19 protein-coding genes are annotated in these 16450 nt (G+C 66.3%); 8 read left to right on the top strand and 11 right to left on the bottom strand.

Annotation, left to right across the window (positions count from 1 at the left end; all coding sequences use genetic code 11):
• Window positions 1-117 precede the first annotated feature (117 nt).
• The gene (locus tag ABIA73_RS13310; protein ID WP_059065752.1) at window positions 118-1389 is read right to left on the bottom strand and encodes a mechanosensitive ion channel family protein; all 1272 of its coding nucleotides are present in this window, start codon (window positions 1387-1389) and stop codon (window positions 118-120) included.
• A gap of 91 nt (window positions 1390-1480) precedes the next feature.
• Window positions 1481-1834: a dihydroneopterin aldolase gene (gene folB / locus ABIA73_RS13305; protein ID WP_025878255.1), complete on the bottom strand. Its 354-nt coding sequence runs from the start codon at window positions 1832-1834 to the stop codon at window positions 1481-1483.
• Between the two features lie 365 nt (window positions 1835-2199).
• Here folB and ABIA73_RS13300 point away from each other — a divergent pair, with 365 nt between their 5' ends.
• A complete protein-coding gene (locus ABIA73_RS13300; RefSeq protein ID WP_080150741.1) occupies window positions 2200-2859 on the top strand; it encodes a hypothetical protein in 660 nt (219 codons plus the stop codon).
• Window positions 2860-2900: 41 nt separating this feature from the next.
• Here ABIA73_RS13300 and tsaD read toward each other — a convergent pair whose 3' ends face one another.
• Window positions 2901-3926, bottom strand: coding sequence for a tRNA (adenosine(37)-N6)-threonylcarbamoyltransferase complex transferase subunit TsaD (tsaD, locus tag ABIA73_RS13295; RefSeq protein ID WP_049468546.1), 1026 nt, complete (start codon window positions 3924-3926; stop codon window positions 2901-2903).
• A 166-nt stretch (window positions 3927-4092) separates the two neighbouring features.
• Between tsaD and rpsU the strand changes: the two genes are divergently transcribed.
• The 6 genes from rpsU to ABIA73_RS13265 all read left to right on the top strand — a co-directional run bounded on the left by rpsU (window position 4093) and on the right by ABIA73_RS13265 (window position 9288).
• Window positions 4093-4308 (top strand): 30S ribosomal protein S21, encoded by a 216-nt coding sequence (gene rpsU, locus ABIA73_RS13290; RefSeq protein WP_002808376.1) that lies wholly within the window; start codon window positions 4093-4095, stop codon window positions 4306-4308.
• Between the two features lie 133 nt (window positions 4309-4441).
• A complete protein-coding gene (locus tag ABIA73_RS13285; protein WP_032975623.1) occupies window positions 4442-4885 on the top strand; it encodes a GatB/YqeY domain-containing protein in 444 nt (147 codons plus the stop codon).
• A gap of 105 nt (window positions 4886-4990) precedes the next feature.
• Window positions 4991-5950, top strand: coding sequence for a YihY/virulence factor BrkB family protein (locus ABIA73_RS13280; protein ID WP_025878278.1), 960 nt, complete (start codon window positions 4991-4993; stop codon window positions 5948-5950).
• 59 nt (window positions 5951-6009) lie between these two features.
• Window positions 6010-7749, top strand: coding sequence for a DNA primase (gene dnaG, locus ABIA73_RS13275; RefSeq protein WP_025878279.1), 1740 nt, complete (start codon window positions 6010-6012; stop codon window positions 7747-7749).
• A gap of 26 nt (window positions 7750-7775) precedes the next feature.
• Window positions 7776-8276 carry a protein tyrosine phosphatase family protein gene (locus tag ABIA73_RS13270; RefSeq protein ID WP_025878280.1) on the top strand — a complete coding sequence of 167 codons (501 nt, stop codon included), beginning with the start codon at window positions 7776-7778 and terminating at the stop codon, window positions 8274-8276.
• Between the two features lie 40 nt (window positions 8277-8316).
• Window positions 8317-9288 carry a bile acid:sodium symporter family protein gene (locus ABIA73_RS13265; protein WP_025878282.1) on the top strand — a complete coding sequence of 324 codons (972 nt, stop codon included), beginning with the start codon at window positions 8317-8319 and terminating at the stop codon, window positions 9286-9288.
• Window positions 9289-9410: 122 nt separating this feature from the next.
• On the opposite strand, the gene cyoE is transcribed toward ABIA73_RS13265, so the two are convergent.
• Genes cyoE through ABIA73_RS13245 form a run of 4 tightly spaced genes read right to left on the bottom strand, consistent with a single transcriptional unit; the run spans window position 9411 to window position 12819 of the window.
• Window positions 9411-10304 carry a heme o synthase gene (cyoE, locus tag ABIA73_RS13260; RefSeq protein ID WP_033830169.1) on the bottom strand — a complete coding sequence of 298 codons (894 nt, stop codon included), beginning with the start codon at window positions 10302-10304 and terminating at the stop codon, window positions 9411-9413.
• Window positions 10305-10308: 4 nt separating this feature from the next.
• Complete coding sequence (locus ABIA73_RS13255; protein ID WP_025878285.1) at window positions 10309-11472, bottom strand: COX15/CtaA family protein; 1164 nt, start codon at window positions 11470-11472, stop codon at window positions 10309-10311.
• 10 nt (window positions 11473-11482) lie between these two features.
• The gene (locus ABIA73_RS13250) at window positions 11483-12052 is read right to left on the bottom strand and encodes a redox-active disulfide-containing membrane protein (RefSeq protein WP_033830168.1); all 570 of its coding nucleotides are present in this window, start codon (window positions 12050-12052) and stop codon (window positions 11483-11485) included.
• A gap of 50 nt (window positions 12053-12102) precedes the next feature.
• Complete coding sequence (locus ABIA73_RS13245; protein WP_354275899.1) at window positions 12103-12819, bottom strand: SURF1 family protein; 717 nt, start codon at window positions 12817-12819, stop codon at window positions 12103-12105.
• Window positions 12820-12876: 57 nt separating this feature from the next.
• Between ABIA73_RS13245 and ABIA73_RS13240 the strand changes: the two genes are divergently transcribed.
• Window positions 12877-13095: a twin transmembrane helix small protein gene (locus tag ABIA73_RS13240; RefSeq protein ID WP_010484233.1), complete on the top strand. Its 219-nt coding sequence runs from the start codon at window positions 12877-12879 to the stop codon at window positions 13093-13095.
• A gap of 53 nt (window positions 13096-13148) precedes the next feature.
• On the opposite strand, the gene ABIA73_RS13235 is transcribed toward ABIA73_RS13240, so the two are convergent.
• From ABIA73_RS13235 to ctaD, 4 genes are read right to left on the bottom strand one after another with little or no spacing between them, the layout of a single operon-like run.
• On the bottom strand, window positions 13149-14024 hold the full coding sequence (locus ABIA73_RS13235; RefSeq protein ID WP_025878291.1) for a cytochrome c oxidase subunit 3: 876 nt from the start codon (window positions 14022-14024) through the stop codon (window positions 13149-13151).
• Window positions 14025-14038: 14 nt separating this feature from the next.
• Window positions 14039-14629, bottom strand: a complete 591-nt coding sequence (locus ABIA73_RS13230; protein WP_025878292.1) for a cytochrome c oxidase assembly protein — start codon at window positions 14627-14629, stop codon at window positions 14039-14041.
• Window positions 14626-14823 carry a hypothetical protein gene (locus ABIA73_RS13225; protein WP_099782535.1) on the bottom strand — a complete coding sequence of 66 codons (198 nt, stop codon included), beginning with the start codon at window positions 14821-14823 and terminating at the stop codon, window positions 14626-14628. Before ABIA73_RS13225 ends, ABIA73_RS13230 begins: the two co-directional genes overlap by 4 nt.
• Window positions 14824-14831: 8 nt before the next feature.
• Window positions 14832-16439: a cytochrome c oxidase subunit I gene (gene ctaD, locus ABIA73_RS13220; protein WP_025878294.1), complete on the bottom strand. Its 1608-nt coding sequence runs from the start codon at window positions 16437-16439 to the stop codon at window positions 14832-14834.
• Between the last annotated feature and the right edge of the window lie 11 nt (window positions 16440-16450).

The raw sequence follows: 16450 nt of genomic DNA, 5'->3' as shown, positions 1-16450 counted from the left end.
GATGAAAACGTTTACAAGCCCGGCATTCTAGCGATCCCGGACGATTTGGCGAGAGGTTTCGTCATTCAGTTTCAGCCACCCGCCGGATCCGTACGGTCCGGCCGGCGGCATCGCAGCTTACTCCGAGCCGGCCAACTGGCGCTGCCCGGCCATCAACATCGCGTCGCTGGACGCCTGGAACACCCGCAGGCCAAAGGCCGGCAGGATCGCCAGCAGGTGGTCGAAGATGTCCGACTGCACCGCCTCGTATTCGCCCCAGGCGGTGCTGCGGGTGAAGCAGTACAGCTCCAGCGGCAGGCCTTCGGTGGTCGGCTGCAGCTGGCGCACCAGCAGGGTCATATCGGTATGGATGCCCGGGTGGCTGGCCAGATAACGCTCCACGTAGGCGCGGAAGGTGCCCAGGTTGGTCACCCGGCGGCTGTTGACCTCGGCCACGCCCTGCTCGCGCAGGCGCCCGTTCCACTGGCCCAGCTCCTGCTGCTTGCCGCGCAGGTAGTCGCCCAGCAGGGCGAACTGGCCGAGGAAGGCCAGGTCCTGTTCCTCCATGAAACGCACGCTGTGCTGGTCCAGGAACAGCGCGCGCTTGATCCGGCGGCCACCGGCCTCCTGCATGCCGCGCCAGTTCTTGAACGACTCGGTCACCAGCTTCTTGGTCGGGATGGTGGTGATGGTCTTGTCGAAGTTCTGCACCGTCACCGTATGCAGGGCGATATCGATGACATCGCCGTCGGCATTCTGGCTGGGCATCTCGATCCAGTCGCCGATACGGATACGCCCATCACCACTGATCTGCACGCTGGCCACCAGCGACAGGATGGTGTCCTGGAAGATCAGCATCAGTACTGCGGTGGCCGCGCCCAGGCCGGTGACCAGGTAGCGCAGGTCGACACCGGCGAGGGTGGCAACGATCGACAGCCCGGCGATCACGAAGATGATGATCTTGGCGACCTGCAGGTACCCCTTGATCGGCTTGTTGCGCGCCTCGGGGCGACGTTCGTACAGGTCGTTGGCCGCATCCAGCGCATGCGACAGCGCCAGCACCACGGTCAGGATCGCCCACGCCTGGCAGGCACCGATGATGAAGCCGACCAGGCCCGGCGGCAGGTCCGGCACGATACGGATGCCCGAGGCGATCACTTGGCTGGGCACCACGTTGGACAGCCGCGAAATGACCCGCATCAGATGGCTGCCGCGGCCGGTATCGGCGCCGGGCAGGCGGTTGAGCAGGCGACGCAGGCCGCGCAGCAGGATGCGCTTGGTCACCCAGTTGGCCAGGCCGGCGGCAACCAGCAGCGCCGAGATCATCAACGCCAGGTAGGCGCCAGGATAGGGTTCCAGTGTGTTCTGCAGCTTTTCCAGCCACTGTACCGCCACCACTGCGTCCACCATCGGTTGTCTCCTTCTTCATTGCTGTTGAGGTTGCCGGCCAGCGGCCGGCTCTACCGGGGGTTGCCAGCCGACGGCCGGCACTACCGGCGTGTCAGTCCCGCGAGCGTTCGATGATCACGCCGACCGCACGTGCACCGCGCACCGCCCCGGGCTTGCTCAGCTTCAGGCGCAGCCACTTCACGTCGAACTCGTCCAGCACGATCTGCGCGCAGCGCTCGGCCAGGGTCTCCACCAGGCCGAACTCCGATTCGCGCACGAACTGCTCCAGGCGCTTGCTGACTGCCTTGTAGTTCAGGGTATGGGCAATGTCATCGCTGGCGGCCGGGCGACGGTTGTCGAACCCCATCTCCAGATCGAACACCAGGTCCTGGCGGATCCGCCGCTCCCAATCGTAGATGCCGATCAGGGCGTCGATCGTCAGCCCTTCGATGAAAACCTTGTCCATTGCGGTTACCAGCCGGAAAACAGGCGGCCATGGTAACGGGACGGCAGTGAGCCTGCCCGGAACGGAGGTGGGTCGCCGGGCATTCGCAAGGTCTGGAAAAGACAAAGGGCCCTGCTAGCGGGGCCCTTTGGTACTACCGTTTTGTCCCCGGGGGGAGCTTTCTCAAGCCGCGGGTCCCGGTGGCGCAGGCACTGAGGTTAGGCAAGGTCCCAATCGCCGGTCAAGGCCAATTGCGACAAAGCAGCTCACGGAATTCGTCCGAGCCGAAACACAGGAAATCGGTCACGCAGGCAACGGCGTTCCCCGATGGTGATCGCCGCCGTCTCTGGCCAGCATCGACCCTTCCTTCACCACCGCACATCACGATGGCTGCATACGATGCATTGAGGCGCGCTTTGTCAGCGGAGCGCCTGTCGACCTACGAGAGAATTGCATCGGCCTGCAGCCCGGGTGTCACCGCCGAATCCCTGTACCTGTGGAACATGCGGATGTGCGGTGCGCTGATGATGCCGGTGCATCTGTGCGAAGTGGTCATCCGCAACGCAGCCGCATCGGCGCTGGCCCGGCAACATGGGCCTCGATGGCCGTGGAATGATGCCTTCCGACGCAGGTTGCCGGCATCTTCATCCGCTTCGGCGAGAACCGCACTGGAACTGGTCACCGGCCGTACCACCGACACGCCCGAGATCGTCGCCAACCTGCCGATGGTTTTCTGGCAGCAGCTCTTCACCTGCCGCTTCGACGCTTCGCTGTGGATACCAGCACTCAGCGGCGTTCTACGCCATGCGCCTTCGGCCCATCCCAGTGTCATCAGGAAAGCCATCCACGCAGATATCGGACGCATCCGCCACCTGCGCAACCGCATCGCCCACCACGAACCGATCCTTGAGCGCGACATCGGCGCCGACCTGGCCGCGATCGGGCGGCTGATCCACGCCCGGTGCCCACACACGCTGGCATGGCTGCAGCGCCATGAACGGGCGACGACGGTATTGGCGGCGTCGCCGTTGGCAGGGCGTCCATAATGCGTCCGCCGGGCATGGCCCGGCGCTACCGGTTGCGGGGCTCACACCGCCGGCAGCGTCGCCATGTCCCAACGCGGGGTGACGTCCACCTTCGGGGGGCTGTGCTGGCCCGCCAGCAGGCGCAGCGCGCCGGCGAAGGCGATCATCGCGCCGTTGTCGGTGCACAACGCCGGCCGCGGGAAGCAGGCGCGGCCGCCGAGGCGCTCGGCCATCTGCTGCAGGCGGGCGCGCAGGCGCTTGTTCGCACCCACGCCGCCGGCCACCACGATCACATTGGTGCCGGCCGCTTCCAGCGCGCGTTCGCACTTGATGCACAGGGTCTCGACCACGGCGTCTTCAAAGCCACGGGCGATGTCGGCGCGGGTCTGCTCGCTCTGGTCGCTGTCGCGCCAGGCCATCAGGACCTGGGTCTTCAGGCCGGAGAAGCTGAAATCCAGGCCGGGGCGGTCGGTCATCGGCCGCGTGAAGCGGTAGACGCCCGGCGTGCCCTGCTCGGCCAGCGCGGCCAGCTGCGGCCCGCCCGGGTACGGCAGGCCCATCATCTTGGCGGTCTTGTCGAAGGCTTCGCCTGCGGCGTCGTCCAGGGTTTCGCCCAGCAACCGGTACTGGCCGATGGCATCGACGGCCACCAGCTGGGTATGGCCACCGGACACCAGCAGCGCCACGAACGGGGCCTGCGGCGGATCGTCTTCCATCAGCGGCGCCAACAGGTGACCTTCCATGTGGTGCACACCCACGGCGGGAACCTCCAGCGCCCAGGCCAGCGACCGGGCCACGCCGGCACCCACCAGCAGCGCCCCTACCAAGCCGGGGCCGGCGGTGTAGGCCACCCCGTCGATGTCGTTCACGCCAAGCCCGGCTTCGGCCAGCGTCTGACGGATCAACGGCAGCAGCTTGCGCACGTGGTCACGGCTGGCCAGTTCAGGCACCACACCGCCGTACTCGGCGTGCAGGGCGATCTGGCTGTAAACCGCATGGGCGCGCAGGGCAGCGCTGCCGGCCAGGTCGGTGTCATACACCGCCACGCCGGTCTCGTCACAGGAAGATTCGATGCCAAGGACTCGCATGCCTGCTATTATGACGCCCCTGCCAACCCCTCGGGGAACTGGCAGGCCTCACTGCAATCCAACAACTTGCCCCTATTCAGGATTTGTGGCTTGCAGTTTGTTTATTCGCCACTATAATGTGCGGCTCGCCGGGCGTGACCCGGTTCTACTGTGTCCCGGAGATTCCATGCCCAGCGTCAAAGTCCGCGAGAACGAACCCTTTGAGTTTGCTCTTCGCCGCTTCAAGCGCACTTGCGAAAAGGCCGGTGTGCTGGCCGAAACCCGCAAGCGCGAGTTCTACGAAAAGCCGACCCAGGAGCGCAAGCGCAAGGCCGCCGCTGCTGTGAAGCGTCAGCTGCGCCGCTCGTCGCGCGACGTTACCAAGCGTCAGCGCCTGTACTGATCGGACGCATCTTCATTGCGGTGGGCATTCCCTGCCGCGATGGAGTCGAAGCCGGCACGCGCGAGCGTCGCCGGCTTTTTGCGTTTCCGGGCCCGGGCATCCGCCCTGCCCCACTACCACCACGAGGTTCGTCATGAGCATGAAGCAGCAGCTCACCGAAGACATGAAGGCCGCCATGAAGGGCGGCGAGAAGCACAAGCTGGGCGTCATCCGCCTGATCAACGCCGCCATCAAGCAGAAGGAAGTCGACGAGCGCATCGAGCTCGACGACACCGCCGTGATCGCGGTGCTCGACAAGATGGTCAAGCAGCGCAAGGACTCGGTCAGCCAGTTTGAAGCGGCCAACCGCGAAGACCTGGCGGCAATCGAGCGCGCCGAAATCGTGGTGATCGAAGCCTACCTGCCGGCCAAGATGGGCGAAGCCGAGATCGTCGCGGCCATCCAGGCGGCCATCGCCGAAACCGGCGCCAGCAGCGCGGCCGACATGGGCAAGCTGATGGGCGCGCTGAAGCCCAAGCTGGCCGGCCAGGCCGACATGGGCCTGGTATCCAAGCTGGTCAAGCAGGCGCTGTCGTAAGCAACGCCAGACCCGGGTCCCTTCCGCACTGCGAAGGGACTGCGGGACGCGCTCCTGCGCACCTGCTTCACCGCGTCTTCGACGTGGTGCTGCTACAACTCCGGCATGGTTGATCCAACGTCCCACGCCCCCGAAGACAGCGCGCCGCACGGCGGCACCGCGTCCCTGCACAAGTACATCAAGCGCCTGCAGGACAGTTTCCCGATGGCCGTCGTCAAGCGCTTCGTCGAAATCGACGTGCTGACCCAGGCCGCCTCGGTTTCCTTCTATGCCCTGCTGTCGATGGCGCCGCTGCTGGTGCTGCTGCTGTGGCTGACCGCCTCGCTGTATCCGCCGGCACAGCAGGCCCTGGTCGACCAGATCAGCTCGGTGGCCGGCAGCAGTGCCGCGACCGTGGCCGAAACCGTGCTGAAGAATGCCGACAACCAGCCCGACGTCGGATCGCTGGCCGGGCTGTGGAGCACGCTGTTGCTGTTCGTTGGCGCCACTGCGGTGTTTGCCCAGTTGCAGAACGCACTGAACCTGATCTTCCGCACCAGCGGCGAACGCCTGGAGGGCATCAAGGCCTGGCTGCGCAAGCGCGTGTTCTCCTTCGGCGTGGTGCTGGCGCTGGGCTTCCTGCTGATCCTGTCGATGACCGCCACCACCGTGCTGCAGGTGGCCTTTGCGCAGCTGCCCTCGATCCTGCCGGCCATCGGCTACCTGACCAGCCTGCTGCTGTACGCGGTCGGCTTCGCCTTCATGTATCACTATCTGCCGGACCGGCGCGTGGCGTGGCGCCAGGCCTTCATCGGCGGCCTCATCACCTCGGCGCTGTTCGCACTCGGCCGCTATGGCATCGGCGTGTACATCGCCACCGTCGCACCGGGCAGCGCTTACGGCTCGATGGGTGCGCTGGTGATCTCGCTGGTCTGGATCTACTACGCCACCGTGGTCTTCTTCGTCGGCGCGCTGATGACCGCGGTGATCGATGAACGCCTGCGCGCACGCCATCATCTGCTGGCTGCCGGCATCGACCCTGGCACTGCGGCGAACGCGCCCGGGAACGTGGCCGGCAAGGGGTAAACTAGGGGGACTGACTTCCCCCTTCCGCGTGGCTGCCGCCGCGCCCTGCCTCGTTGCCCATGGCCCGTATCCCCGACGCTTTCATCGACGACCTGCTGGCCCGCTCCGACATCGTCGAGGTGGTGGGCAGCCGCGTGCCGTTGAAGCGCCAGGGCAAGGAGTACGCCGCGCGCTGCCCGTTCCATGACGAACGCTCGGCCTCCTTCACCGTCTCGCCGACCAAGCAGTTCTATCACTGCTTCGGCTGCGGCGCGCACGGCACGGCCATCAGCTTCCTGATGAACTACGACCGCCTCGAATTCCTCGACGCGGTGGATGAACTGGCCAAGCGTGCCGGCATGGAAGTGCCGCGCAGCGAGAACCCGCGCAGCGCCCAGCAGCAGGATGACAGCCGAGAGCTGTATTCGGCGCTGGACGCGGCAACCAAGTTCTTCCAGAAGAACCTGGAAGGCAGCGAGAAAGCCCGCAGCTACCTCGATGGCCGCGGCGTGGATGAAGAGAACCGCGCACGCTTCCAGATCGGCTATGCGCCTGATGGCTACAGCGGCCTGCGCGACGCACTGGGCAAGGACGAGCGGCGGATGAAGCTGCTCGACCGCGCCGGCCTGTTCTCCAAGAACGATCGCGGCCACGTCTACGACAAGTTCCGCGACCGGGTGATGTTCCCGATCTTCGACCGCCGTGGCCGGGTGATCGCCTTCGGCGGGCGCGTGTTCGAGAAGGATGACGGCCCCAAGTACCTCAACTCGCCCGAGACCGCGCTGTTCCACAAGGGCCGCGAGCTGTACGGCCTGTGGCAGGTGCGCCAGGCCAACCAGAAGATCGAGCGCTTGATCGTGGTCGAGGGCTACATGGACGTGGTCTCGCTGTTCCAGTTCGGCGTCACCCAGGCGGTGGCGACGCTGGGCACGGCAACCACGCCGGACCACGCCGAGCTGTTGTTCCGCAACGCGCCGGACGTGTTCTTCTGCTTCGATGGCGACGCCGCCGGCCGCCGCGCCGGCTGGAAGGCGCTGGAATCTGTGCTGCCACGCATGAAGGACGGCCGCCAGGCCTTCTTCCTGTTCCTGCCCGACGGCGAAGACCCGGACAGCATCGTGCGCAAGGAAGGCGCCGAGGCCTTCGACGAACGCCTGAAGCAGGCCACGCCGCTGTCGCAGTTCTTCTTCGACGAGCTGACCCGCGAGATCAACCTGGGCACGCTGGATGGCAAGGCACGGCTGGCCGAGCGCGCCAAGCCGATGCTGGCGCAGATTCCCGATGGTGCCTTCGGCGACCTGATGAAGCAGCAGTTGGCGCAGCTGACGGGGCTGGGCGGCAACGCGCAGGCGGGCCGGCCGCAGATGCCGCAACGCGCCGCTCCGCGCACGATCCAGCCGGCGGCCAAGCGCAGCCTGGTGCGTGGCGCGATCGCCGTCCTGCTGCAGCAGCCGTCGCTGGCCCTGACCCTGGGCGGCAAGCACCACTTCCAGGGCCTGCGCCTGCCGGGCGTGGAGCTGCTGCTGGAGCTTCTGGGGCTGGTCGAGCAGCGCCCGGACATCAGTACCGGCGCCCTGCTGGAGCATTTCGACGGCCGCGAAGAACAGGCCTCACTGCACACCTTGGCCGCGCAGACGCTGGCGGGCGATGAAGCGATGTGGACGGTGGAACTGCATGACGCGGTCGGCCAGCTGGAGAAGCAGCTGCTGTTCCAGCGGATCGACGACCTCAACGCCAAGCAGCGACAACAGGGTCTGGACGATACTGACAAGTACGAGATGCGCGAGCTGCTGAAGGCACGCGCCAATCTGCGCCTGTAGCGGCAGAACACATTCCCGGAGAGAGCATGCTGCTGCGCCTGACCTGCCTGCTGTTGTTGTCGCTCTGCCCGATCCTGCCGGCCTGGGCTGCGGACCCTGTTCTTGCTGAAGTCCGCCCCGGCCTCTACGCCGGTGGCCAGCCCACGGCCGCGCAACTGCACGAACTGGCTGCCCAAGGCGTGCGCACGGTGATCGACCTGCGCCAACCCGATGAAGATCGCGGCTTCGATGAAACACGCGAGGCCGAAGCGCTCGGCCTGCGCTATGTGCGCATCCCGGTAGCCGGCGCCGAGGGCCTGGATGCCACCAACCTGCGCGCCGTGCACCAGGCGCTGCAGCAGAGCCAGGGGCCGGTGCTGCTGCACTGCGCTTCCGGCAACCGCGCCGGTGCCGTGCTCGGCCTGGTCAACGCACGCTACGAACACGCCAGCCCGGAACAGGCGCTGCAACTGGGCCAGCGAGCCGGCCTGAAGTCGTTGGAAGCGGCCACCCGCGAGCGTCTGGCGATCCCTTCTCCCACCCCCTGATTCCCGGGGTAATCCCCCCGCACCAAGGAGCCCATCCACCATGACCCGCTGGTGGTCGCGCCTGCGACCGGACAACTTCACCCTCGCCCTGCTGTGCACCGTCGGCCTGGCCTCGCTGCTGCCGATGAAAGGCGCCGCCGCCCTGGTGCTCGACGATGTCACCACCGTCGCCATCGCCGCGCTGTTCTTCCTGCACGGCGCGCGCCTGCCGCGCGAATCGATCATCGGCGGCATGCTGCACTGGCGCCTGCACCTGACGATCCTCGCCTGCACCTTCATCCTGTTCCCGCTGCTGGGGCTGTTGTTCAAGCCGTTGTCCGGCTGGCTGCTGACGCCTGAGCTGTACCTGGGCGTGCTGTTCCTGTGCACCCTGCCCTCCACCGTGCAGTCGTCCATCGCGTTCACCTCGATGGCGCGCGGCAACGTGCCGGCGGCCGTGTGCAGTGCTTCGCTGTCGAGCATCCTCGGCGTGTTCCTCACGCCCCTGCTGCTGACCGCACTGGCCGGCACCTCCGGCGGCGTGCACGACCCGCTGCATGCCATCGGCGGCATCATGCTGCAGCTGCTGGTGCCGTTCGTGGCCGGCCACCTGCTGCGCCCGTGGATCGCCGGCTGGGTTGAGAGGCAGCGCGCGCTGCTGCGCTACACCGACCAGGCCACGATCCTGCTGGTGGTGTACTCGGCATTCGGCGAAGCGGTTACCGAGGGGTTGTGGAGCAAGACACCGCTGCTGTCGCTGTTCGCGGTGGCGGTGGTGGCGGCGGTACTGCTGGGCATCGCCATGCCGCTGATCACCTTCATCGCCCGCCGCCTGCGCTTCAACCGCGAAGACGAGATCGCCATCGTGTTCTGCGGCTCGAAGAAGAGCCTGGCCACCGGCGTTCCGATCGCCAAGGTGCTGTTCGCCGGTGGCAGCCTCGGCGCGATCGTGCTGCCGGTGATGATCTATCACCAGATCCAGCTGATCGTCTGCGGCGTGATCGCGCAACGGTATGCCAAGCGCGCGCCCTGACCTGTGGAACAGCCATCCACGCATGGCGTGGATCTACTGTAGGCCGGGCCCACAAAAGTAGATCCACGCCATGCGTGGATGTTTCACAGGTAGCGCCGGGCCATGCCCGGCGGATCCAGCCGTCACAACCAGGGCAGGATCCAGTGGTCCACCAGCAGGAAGGCGAACAGCGCCATCAGGTAGACGATGGAGTAACTGAACATCTTCATCGAGAACAGCTCGTCCGGCGGGTTGAGCATGCGCCAGGCGTACCAGAGGAACACCGCGTTGAGCACGATCGCCCCGCCCAGGTAGAACGCTCCGCTCATGCCAACCAGGTACGGCAGCAGGCAGACCAGCGCCAGCACCACCGAGTACGCCATGATCTGCTTGCGCGTGTGCACCACGCCATGGGTGACCGGCAGCATCGGGATTTCCGCCTTGGCGTAATCCTCGCGACGGAAGATCGCCAGCGCCCAGAAGTGCGGCGGCGTCCAGATGAAGATGATCAGCACCAGCAGCGACGAGTACGCCCAGTCCGACTGCCCCTGCATGCCGGTTACCGCCGCCCACCCCAGCATCGGCGGCATCGCACCGGCCAAACCACCGATGACGATGTTCTGCGAGGTCGCACGTTTCAGGTAGACGGTGTAGATCACCGCATAACCGATCAGCGAGGCGAAGGTCAGCACCGCGGTGATCCAGTTCACCCACAGCACCAGGATCGCCATCGACAGCACGATCAGCACGCCGGCGAATACCAGCACCTGCCACGGCTTGACCTTGCCCACCACCAGCGGACGCCACGAGGTGCGCGCCATCTGCGCGTCGATGTGCGCATCCAGCAGCTGGTTGATGGCTGCAGCGGCGGACGCGGCAAGCCAGATGCCGAGGAAGCCGAGCAGGCCGGCACGCACCTGCTCCCAGCTGGGCACGCCGGGAATGGCCAGGACCATGCCGACCAGGGCGGTGAAGACGATAAGGGCAACGACCTTGGGCTTGGTCAGGTCCCAGTACTGGCGATAGTTGGAAAACATGGGATCAGTCCGGGGCACGCAGGCGGGCCAGCAGGCTGACCAATACAAACAACAGGGCAACGGCAACGCCGTTGTGCGCCACTGCCACTTCCAGCGGCAGCGCCAGCTTCACGTTGAGGATGCCGAGGGTGACCTGCAGCACCAGCAGCGCGACCAGGGCCGAAGCCCAGCCGCGCATGCTCGGCAGCCGGAACAGGCGCAGGCCCAGCCACAGCAGGTAAACGGCAACGACGATGGCAAACAGGCGATGGGCCATCTGGATGGCGATGCGCGAGGCACCGTCGAGCACGCCGCCTTCGTAGTCCACGCCGATACCGCGCCACAGGGTGAAGCCCTCGGCGAAGTTGTGCTGCGGCCACCACTGGTTGGCACAGCGCGGGAAGTTGTCCAGCGAGGCGCTGCCGCCGCCGCACGCCAGCGCCGCGTAGTTGGCGCTGACCCAGCCACCCAGCGCGATCTGGGTGACCAGCACCGCCACGCCAATGCGCAGCAGCCACTTCAGCTTCGGCGCCTCAGCCAGGGTGATCGGCATGTGCGTGGCACGCCAGGCCATCCACACCAGCAGGCCGAACATCAGCATGCCGCCCAGCAGATGACCCATCACCACGATCGGCTTGAGCAGCAGGGTCACCGTCCACATGCCCAGCAGCGCCTGGAAGATCACCACCGCCAATGTCAGCAGCGCAGCGCGCGCCAGGTCGATGTTGCTCCAGCGCAGCGCCGCGATCAGCAGGATGGCCTCGCCGACCAGCGCCAGTGCGCTGGCGGTTCCATGCCAGCCCATCATGTACAGCGGTATGCCCGCGGCCACCAGCACGCAGGCGGTGACCACCGCCGTGCTTCCGAAACGCCGCTTGCGCGTGGCCAGCAGGGCCAGGGTCAGGATCTCGATGCCGAGCGCGCCGGCCAGGAAGCGGTGCACCTGCTCACGCCAGGCCTTGTGTGTTTCCAGCGGACGGATCTCCGCTGCCGGGTGGCCAATGGTCTCTTCCACGTGCTGCGGCCAGGTTGCCTGCCCATAGCAGGTCGGCCAGTCCGGGCAGCTCAGGCCGGCATCGGACAGGCGCACGAAGGCACCGAACATGATCGTGCTCGCGGTCATGATCATGGCGAACCACGCCAGGCGGTGGAAATTGCGGTGCAGCGCCGGACGCGCGGAAAGGCTCATCAAACGGGACTCACTTCAGTTTCAGCAACGTGGCCATGTCCTTGCGCAGGCCGCCGAGATCGCTCCCGGGGGCATGACGCATGATCACGAAGCCGTTCGGATCGATCACGTAGACCGGCAGACCCGCCGGATCATCGACGCCAGGCAGCGCCGCGCGCAGGGCTGGCGACGGGGCCAGCGGCCGCAGCGCGGGCAGCGAGGCGATCGACGCCGGTGGCGTTCCCAGCCACAGGATCTCGACATTATCGGCGTTATGGCCGAACAGCTGCCACACCTTGCCCAGTCCCTGCGACAAAGTGACGCACTGCGCGTCGCAGGCTCCGGCCGGGGCCACCAACAGGCGCCATGTGCGCGCCTCGGGGTTCCAGGGGTAGGCCGCGCCATTGGCCAGCGTCGGCGGTTGCTGGCGCAGATCCACCGGCGGCTTCAGCAATTGCCCTGCATTGCGGTGCGCGGTTGGCTGCCAGCCGGAGAAACGCAGGAGGGCGGCCAGCGCCATCGCCCCGAAGAAAACGGCGAACAGCAGCACCAGGGTCCGGCGGCCGTTGCCGCGCGCCTGCGGGGAGGTAGCAGTGTTCATGCAGGGCATTTTCTCATGGTTGGGAAAGGGATGCCGGCCAGCGGCCGGCACTACCGGGCAACGGGCCGTCTTCTGCGCCATTCCAGTACCAGCGCCACCACCAGCACGGTCAGCGCCAGCCCGAACCACTGCACGGCGTAACCCAGGTGGCGCTGCGGCGGCAGCGTGTTCGGCAGCAGGTCGAGATCGCGCTCATCGCCGAACGGCAGCGCCGGGTCCAGCCGCAGCACGCGCTCGGGCAACGATGGCAGGCCCAGTGCCGCAGCCAGGCCATCGGCGGGAAGGCGACTGGCCAGCCAGCGCCCTGCAACATCGGTGGTAGTGAACGCCGGCCCCAGCGCCAGCCCGGACGAAGGGGGCGGCGCCAACAGGCCTCGCACGGCCACCGCCGACGGCGGTGCCGGCACCACCGGCAACCTGCGGTCCGGCGGCAGCGCGCGCCAGCCAAGGTCCACCAGCAACACGCTGCCCGCATCGCTGCGGAACGGACGATAGATCTTCACTCCGGCGCGGCCGTGGCGGGTCTGGTTGTCCAGCAGCACCACGCCCGGCAGGAAGCGACCGTGATCGGCCACGCCATGCAGCGCGCCCTGCGCCGCCAGCGCCTGCGCCAACGGCAGCGCCTGCGCCACGGCTGGCCCCTGTGCATCCAGCAACGCCTGCTTGGCCTGCATCCGCTGCAGCTGCCACAGCCCCAGCGCGGTGAATCCGGCCATCGCCAGCAACGCCATCAGCCAGCCGATCAGGCGCGTGTGCTGGCGCATCATGACAAGTCCGCGCAAACGCGGTCAGATAGGCACATCCACCCTGCCCTCGAGCCGCGCATGAGTGATTCGCTGAAGACCCTGCTGGTAATCGCGTTTCTGATCGTCATCGTCTGGAATCTGGGCGCCGGCCTGTATTACCTGCTGGTGGACCGCGGCCAGACCAAGCGCACGGTCAATGCACTGACCCGCCGCATCGGAGTGTCGGTGGCGTTGATCGTACTGGTGATCGTCAGCATCTACATGGGCTGGATCAAACCGCACGGCATCGGCGGCTGACGCCCCATCAGACCAGGCAGCGCCGGCGGCTGACGCTGCCGACGCCTGCGCGGTCAAAGCACGTAGACGAACAGGAACAGCATCAGCCACACCACGTCGACGAAGTGCCAGTACCACGCGGCCGCTTCAAAGCCGAAATGGTTGTCGCGGGTGAAGTGTCCCTTCGCCGACCGCAGCCACATCACGATCAGCATGATCGTTCCCAGCAGCACGTGTGCGCCGTGGAAGCCGGTCAGCATGAAGAAGGTCGAACCGTAGATGCCCGAGCCGAGCGTCAGGTTCAATTCCTTGTAGGCGTGGATGTACTCCTCGGCCTGCAGGGTCAGGAAGCCCAAGCCGAGCAGCACGGTCAGGCCCAGCCAGATCAACAGCTGGCGGCGGTTGCCCGCCTTCAGCGCATGGTGGGCGATGGTCAGGGTCACGCCCGAGGTCAGCAGGATCAGCGTATTGATCAGCGGCAGGCCCCAGGCCGGGATCGTCTGGAACGCGCCACCGATCGCTGCCGGGCCATTGGTCGGCCAGCCGGCCGAGTAGCCCTGCCACAGCAGCTCGTTGGTCATCACCCCGCGCCCTTCGCCGCTCAACCACGACAGGCCGAGGTGGCGGGTGTAGAACAGGGCACCGAAGAAGGCACCGAAGAACATCACTTCGGAGAAGATGAACCAGACCATCCCCATCCGGAACGAACCATCCACCTGCCGGTTGTAGTTGCCGGCCTGCGACTCGCGCACCACATCGCTGAACCACCAGAACAGGGTCAACACCAGCATCGCCACGCCGATGTAGAACGTCCAGCGGCCCCAGCTGGCGTCATTGAGCCAACTGGCCACGCCGACCATGGTCACCATCATCGCGATGGAACCGACGAACGGCCACTTGCTCTGGGCCGGGACGAAGTACACGTTGGCGTCGGTAGGTGTCTGGGCCATGGTCGGTATCCGGGTCAGGGAGCAGCGTGGGCGCCTTCCGACGTGGCGGCGGGCGCCAGCCGATCGGACAACGCATCGTTGCGGTAGAAGGTGTAGGACAAGGTGATCGTGCGGATTTCCGGCGGCAGGTCCGGATCGACGATGAAGCGCACCGGCATGTCGCGCTTCTCGCCGGCCTGCAGGGTCTGCGCGGTGAAGCAGAAGCACTCGGTCTTGCTGAAGAACCCGGACGCGCGTGCCGGCGCCACCGACGGCACCGCGCTGCCGACCACGGCCTGCTGGCTGTCGTTGCGGGCGAAGTACAGCGCCTCGTTGAGCTCGCCAGGCACCACATCCATGGTCAGCTGCTCGGGATGGAACGACCACGGCAGCCGCGAATTGACGCCACCATCGAATTCCACCCGCACGGTGCGCTTGCCGGTGGCAGCACCGGTACTGGCTTCGCTGCCCGGGCCACGTTCCAGGCGCACGCCGAATACCTTCTCGCAGGCGATGCGATACAGCGGTACCAGCGAGAACGTCAGCAGAAACACCACCACCGCAACGCCGATCAGGCGCGGCAGGCCGGCGCTGCGTGACGGAGCGGTGGCCGGTGTTTCGCTCATCGACCGATCACGCCGCTGAGGATGAAGCCGACGTACACCAGCACGGCGATCGCGCCCACCCACAACGCGGTGCGCTTGGCGCGCTGGCGCTGCTCCGCATAAAGCGGCGCGGTGCCCGGCCGCAGGCCTGGCGATGCGCTTGCGGCCACGCGTGGCTCGGCTCTGGCCGGGGTGATCGGGCTCTCGTTATGCATGCATCACCTCAATGACCGATATCGTCGTGGGCCAGGTCACCCGGGCGGATGGTCGGCGGCGTGGTGAAGGTGTGCGCCGGTGCCGGCGACGGCAGCGTCCACTCCAGACCGCGCGCGCCTTCCCAGGAGCGGGCCTCGGCCTTCTCGCCATTGCGCAGCGAGGACAGCAGGATCGCAGCCATCATGAACGGCGTGGCGAACATGCCGAACGCACCGATCGAGCTGATCAGGTTCCAGTCGGCGAACGCCACCGAGTAATCGGGGATGCGGCGCGGCATGCCGGCCAGGCCCAGGAAATGCTGCGGGAAGAACAGCAGGTTGACGAACACGATCGACCACCAGAAGTGCACCTTGGCCCACTTCTCGCTGTACATGCGCCCGGTCCACTTCGGCCACCAGTAGTACACCGCCGCGATCAGCGCGAACACCGCGCCGGTCACCAGCACGTAGTGGAAGTGGGCGACCACGAAGTAGGTGTCGTGATACTGGAAGTCGGCGGCCACGATCGCCAGCATCAGGCCGGAGAACCCACCGATGGTGAACAGGATGACGAACGCCACCGACCACAGCATGGGGGCTTCGAACGTCAGCGAACCGCGCCACATCGTGCTGACCCAGTTGAACACCTTCACCCCGGTCGGGATCGAGATCAGCATGGTGGCGAACATGAAGTAGATCTCACCGCCCAGCGGCATGCCCACGGTGAACATGTGGTGGGCCCAGACAATGAACGACAGGAACGCGATCGCCGCAGTGGCGTAGACCATCGCCTGGTAGCCGAACAACGGCTTGCGGCTGAAGGTCGGGATAATCTCGCTGACCACGCCGAAGGCGGGCAGGATCATGATGTAGACCTCGGGATGGCCGAAGAACCAGAAGATGTGCTGGAACATCACCGGGTCACCACCACCGGCCGCATTGAAGAAGCTGGTGCCGAAGAACTTGTCGGTCAGCAGCATCGTCACCGCACCGGCCAGCACCGGCATCACCGCGATCAGCAGGAACGCGGTGATCAGCCAGGCCCAGCAGAAGATCGGCATCTTCAGCAAGTCGATGCCGGGCGCGCGCATGTTCAGCACCGTGGCGATGATGTTGATCGCGCCCATGATCGAACTGATGCCGGCCACGTGGATGGCGAACACGGTGAACGCCACGTTGTAGCCGCCCTGCAGCGACAGCGGCGGGTACAGCGTCCAGCCACCGGCCGGCGCGCCACCGGGCAGCAGGAAGGTCAGCAGCAGCAGGCTGAAGGCCACCGGCAGCAGCCAGAACGACCAGTTGTTCATGCGCGGCAGCGCCATGTCCGGCGCGCCGATCTGCAGTGGGATCATCCAGTTGGCCAGGCCGACGAAGGCCGGCATCACCCCGCCGAAGATCATCACCAGCGCGTGTACGGTGGTCAGCTGGTTGAAGATTTCCGGACGGATGTACTGGATGCCGGGCTGGGCCAGTTCCAGCCGGATCAGCACGCTCATGAACGCGCCGATGACGAACATGATGAAGCTGAAACCCAGGTACAGCGTGCCGATGTCCTTGTGGTTGGTCGAGAAGAACCAACGCTCGAAGAAGCTCTGCGGGTGATGGTGATCGTCGTGCCCAACTGCCGAGTGCGCCATTGCAAAACACC

The sequence above is a fragment of the Stenotrophomonas sp. 2694 genome (assembly GCF_040548715.1).
Classification (GTDB): Bacteria; Pseudomonadota; Gammaproteobacteria; order Xanthomonadales; family Xanthomonadaceae; genus Stenotrophomonas; species Stenotrophomonas indicatrix.
The sequence above is the reverse complement of the archived record's forward strand: the minus strand, read 5'-3'. Positions and strand labels throughout refer to the sequence as shown.